The sequence below is a fragment of the Kocuria sp. HSID17590 genome, from assembly GCF_003989485.1.
In the GTDB taxonomy this organism is placed as follows: domain Bacteria; phylum Actinomycetota; class Actinomycetes; order Actinomycetales; family Micrococcaceae; genus Kocuria; species Kocuria salsicia.
In genome coordinates this window covers 1-4301 of the sequence record NZ_RBMB01000065.1, presented here as the reverse complement: position 1 = coordinate 4301, position 4301 = coordinate 1, and the positions used below count along the sequence as shown (strand labels likewise).

3 protein-coding genes are annotated in these 4301 nt (G+C 72.6%); all 3 read right to left on the bottom strand.

The annotated features are described in order from the left end of the window. Positions 1 to 444: 444 nt before the first annotated feature. Complete coding sequence (locus D8M39_RS12365; RefSeq protein WP_126875115.1) at positions 445 to 1737, bottom strand: cystathionine gamma-synthase; 1293 nt, start codon at positions 1735 to 1737, stop codon at positions 445 to 447. A gap of 56 nt (positions 1738 to 1793) precedes the next feature. Continuing rightward, positions 1794 to 3083 carry an aminotransferase class V-fold PLP-dependent enzyme gene (locus tag D8M39_RS12360; RefSeq protein WP_055082528.1) on the bottom strand — a complete coding sequence of 430 codons (1290 nt, stop codon included), beginning with the start codon at positions 3081 to 3083 and terminating at the stop codon, positions 1794 to 1796. Between the two features lie 94 nt (positions 3084 to 3177). After that, positions 3178 to 4301, bottom strand: a 1124-nt coding sequence (gene metE, locus D8M39_RS12355) for a 5-methyltetrahydropteroyltriglutamate--homocysteine S-methyltransferase (RefSeq protein WP_126875114.1), incomplete at its 5' end; no start/stop codon positions are given.

Here is a 4301-nt window from a genome sequence, read left to right as displayed (position 1 = left end):
ACCCGGTAGCTAAGACCCACAGCGCTGATGGTACTGCACTCGGTAGGGTGTGGGAGAGTAAGTCACCGCCGGAATTCACGTGAGAAGAGGGTTGAGGCCCCACACCGTTTGGTGTGGGGCCTCCCCGCATTTAACAGGTACGCCGCGAGATCACCCGGGCTCGGAGCACACTGCTTCGAGCCCCTCGTCGTGTGCGGGCCTAGACGGGCGGGTAAGAGGCCCGGAGCACGACGCTCCGGGCCCTTCGTCGTCCCCAGGATCAGGCGGGTGGCGGGAGCGAGCCAGGGCGAGGCCATGCGGGCCCCCGGCTTCGTGCGGGCATGCCCGCGGGAAGGGGCGTACAGGTCACGTCCTGGGGTACAGGATGAGGAAGGCCCTGCGGGGTGGGACACCATGACTGGTGCACCACCCCACAGGGCCTTTCTCATGTTCTGGGGTCTGTTGTTAGAGGCCGACCCCGGCACCGACAGGGACCCCGGAGGGGACGGTGATGGGGACATGGACCTCGTGTGACGGGAAAGCGCCGCGCGGTTCAGCGGTCGGCCGGGTGGCGCCGGTAACCCGGGCAGCGGCTCCCAACGCCCGGTCCAGGTCCTCCAGGTGGTCCTCCAGTGTTTCGATCCCCACCGACAGGCGCACCAGGTCCTCGGGCACCTCGTAGGGGGTGCCCACCCGCGAGGCGTGCGTCATGCTGTGGGGTACGCACACCAGAGACTCCACCCCGCCGAGACTCACTGACAGGCTGTACAGCTCGGACGACCGCGCGAACTCCTGGGCGGCGGCCACTCCACCGGCGGGTCGGAACGAGATGATGCCCCCGAATCCGCCGTTCAACGTGCGGGCGGCGAGGTCGTGCTGCGGGTGGCTCTCCAGCCCCGGGTAGTTCACCTCCAGGACGTCCTCCCGCGCCTCCAGGAAACGGGCCACGGCGAGGGCGTTCGCGCAGTGCCGCTCCATGCGCAGCGGGAGTGTCTTGAGACCTCGGGCGGCCAGGAACGAGTCGAACGGGCCGGCCACTGCACCGCACGCGAACTGCTGGAAGGCGATGGCGTCCGCGAGGGACTTGCCCTTCCACTGGGCGCCCCCAACAACGACTGCCCCGCCCAGCACGTCCGAGTGCCCGCCCACGTACTTGGTGGTCGAGTGGATCACCGCGTGTGCACCCAGCACCAGAGGGTTCTGGAGGACCGGGGTGGCAAAGGTGTTGTCGATGACGAGGAGGGCGCCGGCGTCGTCGGCCACCCGTGCCCAGGCCGCGATGTCCGCCACTCGCAGCAGCGGGTTCGACGGGGTCTCCAGCCACAGCACCCGGGTGCGGCCGGGGCGAATTGTGGCCGCTGCGTCGTCGGCGGAGGCAGAGGGGACGAAGCTGTGCTCGATCCCCCAGCCCGAGAGCACCTGGTCCACCAGGCGGAACGTGCCGCCGTAGACGTCCGAGGCGAGGACCACGTGGTCCCCTGGCGCGAGGACCGCGCGCAGCAGCGCGTCCTCCGCGGCCATCCCGGAGGCGAACGCGAACGCCCGCGTCCCCTGCTCCAGCGAGGCGAGCTGCTCCTCGAAGCCGTTGCGCGTGGGGTTGGAGCCGCGGCTGTACTCGTGGCCGCCGGCGCGGAACTCGTTGACGCCGTCCTGGGCGAATGTAGACGTCTGGTAGATGGGCGGGACCACCGCGCCGGTGGTGGGGTCGGGCTGCTGGCCGTCGTGGATGGCGCGCGTGGCGAGTCCGTGGCGGGTCATGGTGTCCTCCTGGGTGCGGATCGAAGTGTGCGGGGTGGGGTGGCGACGTCGCGCGGTCACGCGTGCGCGTGCGGCGCCTCGGCCGGGGCGATCACGGACAGGGCCTGGAAGAGGTCCGCGGTGAGGTCCGCCTCGTCCTCCAGCCCTACGGTGAAGCGCAGAGTGTTCTCGGTGATGCCGCTCGCCGCGAACTGCTCCGGGGTGAGACGGCAGTGGGTCATGCTCGCGGGGTGCGCCACCAGGGTGCGGACGTCCCCGATGTTGGCCGCCAGTTTGATGAGCCGCAGCGCGTCCACCACGCGCTCCACCTGCTCGGGGGTTCCGCGCAGGTCCGCGGAGAAGACACCGCCCGCGCCGCGGTAGCCGCCGGTCTCGAGCAGCTCGGCCTGTCGCGTGCCGTTGTGGAGAGGGTGGTGCACGCGCGCCACGGCCGGGTGCTCGGACAGCGTGGCCGCGAGCCGCTGAGCGGTGGCGGACTGGCGCTCCACGCGGACCCCGAGGGTCGTGATGCCCTGCAGGATCTCGTGCGCGGTGGTGGCGCCCATGCACGGGCCGAGGTCGTTGAGGTACTTGCACCGGGCCACACCCAGCAGCGCGCGCTTCGCGCCGTAGACCTCCACGGGGGAGCGGCCGCCCCAGCGGTGCTGCCGCTGGGTGAACCACGGCCAGCGCTCCGGGTCCCGGGTGGGGTCGAAGCGCCCGGCGTCCACGAGCAGCCCGCCGAGGGGGCCGCCGTGACCGGAGAGGTACTTGGTGGCCGAGTGGACCACGAGATCCGCGCCGTGCTCCGCGGGGGTGTAGAGGTGCGGGGTGGCCACGGTGTTGTCCACGATCACCACGGCACCGTGCCGGTGGGCGATCTCCGCGATCGCGTCGAGCTCCGGCAGCTCGGTCAGCGGGTTCGCGATGGACTCCAGCAGGAACACCCGGGTCCCGGGGCGCAGCGCGGCCTCCCACTCCTGCGGATCGCGGGGGTCCGCGAAGGTCACCTCGAGCCCGGTGTCCGCGAGGGTGTCCGTGAGCAGGTCCACGCTGCCGCCGTAGATTCGCGAGGAGACGACGGCGTGCGCGTCCTTCGCGGGGCCCGTCAGGGACAGCAGCGCGAGCGCCACCGCCGCCTGCCCGGATGCCGTGGCGACCGCGCATTCGCCGTGCTCCAGCCGCGTGATCTCGGCCTCCAGGGCGGCGACGTTCGGGTTGCCCGTCCGCGCGTACGTGAACCCGCCGGCCCGCTGCGCGAACACGGCGCGGGCGTCCGCGAGGGAGTCGAACGCGTACGCCGCGCTGTGGTGGATGGGCTGGACGATCGGCGTCCCCAGCGGGGCGCGAGCCGTGGTGTCGCTCATGACGTTCTCCGTTCCTCGGTGCTGCGCGGCCCCGCCCCAAAGGCGCGGGGCCGCACGGGTCGTGCTCGGTGTGCTTCGTGGGTCGACCCCTGGGTCAGCGCTTCGGGGCGCCGACCACCGCGCCGGCGGGAGCCGCGGGGACGGCCCGTGCGGCGTCGTCGCCCTCCCTCGCCAGCTCCCCGCGGACCGTGACGGCCGCGGCCACCAGCCGGTCCAGGGCGGCCTCCGTCTCCTTCCAGCCGCGGGTCTTCAGCCCGCAGTCCGGGTTGACCCACACGCGCTCCGCGCCGATCGCGTGGGCGGCGTGGCGCACGCGCTGGGCGACCTCGTCGAAGGTGGGAACGCGCGGGGAGTGGATGTCCCACACGCCGGGGCCCACGTCCCGCGGGAAGTCCGCGGCGGCCAGCCCGTCCACGATGCCCGAGCCGGAGCGGGAGGCCTCCAGGGTGGTGACGTCGGCGTCCAGCCCGTCGATCGCGTCCAGCACCGTCTCGAACTCCGAGTAGCACAGGTGCGTGTGGATCTGCGTGTCGGTGGCGGCCCCGCCCGTGGCCAGGCGGAAGGACCCCACGGACCAGTCCAGGTACGCCGGGCGGTCGGCCTCGCGCAGCGGGAGCAGCTCGCGCAGGGCGGGCTCGTCCACCTGGATGACCGCGGTTCCGGCGGCCTCCAGGTCCGTGATCTCGTCCCGCAGCGCCAGCGCCACCTGGTCCGCGACCTCCGCGGCGGGGGCGTCGTCCCGCACGAAGGACCACGCCAGGATCGTCACCGGGCCCGTGAGCATTCCCTTGACGGGACGCTCGGTCAGGGACGCCGCGTAGGAGGTCCAGTCCACCGTGATGGGCGCTGGCCGGGAGACGTCCCCGAAGAGGATCGAGGGGCGCGTGCACCGCGAGCCGTAGGACTGCACCCAGCCGTGGCGGGTGGTTGCGAAGCCGTCGAGGGCCTCCGCGAAGTACTGCACCATGTCGTTGCGCTCCGCCTCCCCGTGCACGAGCACGTCCAGGCCCAGCTCCTCCTGCGCGCGCACCGTGCGGGCGATCTCCTCCCGGATCCGCGCGGTGTACTCCGCGTCCGTGATTCGCCCGGCCCGGTGCTCGGCGCGCGCCGTGCGGACCGCCACGGTCTGGGGGAAGGAGCCGATGGTCGTGGTGGGCAGCACCGGCAGCTTCAGCCGTTCGTGCTGCGCGGCGCGGCGGGCCTCGGCGGTGTCCCGGA

What these genes read in the sequence shown, in the direction of transcription:
- D8M39_RS12360 (WP_055082528.1), bottom strand. Translation starts at nt 3,083, where the DNA reads ATGAGCGACACCACGGCTCGCGCCCCGCTGGGGACGCCGATCGTCCAG.
- D8M39_RS12365 (WP_126875115.1), bottom strand. Translation starts at nt 1,737, where the DNA reads ATGACCCGCCACGGACTCGCCACGCGCGCCATCCACGACGGCCAGCAG.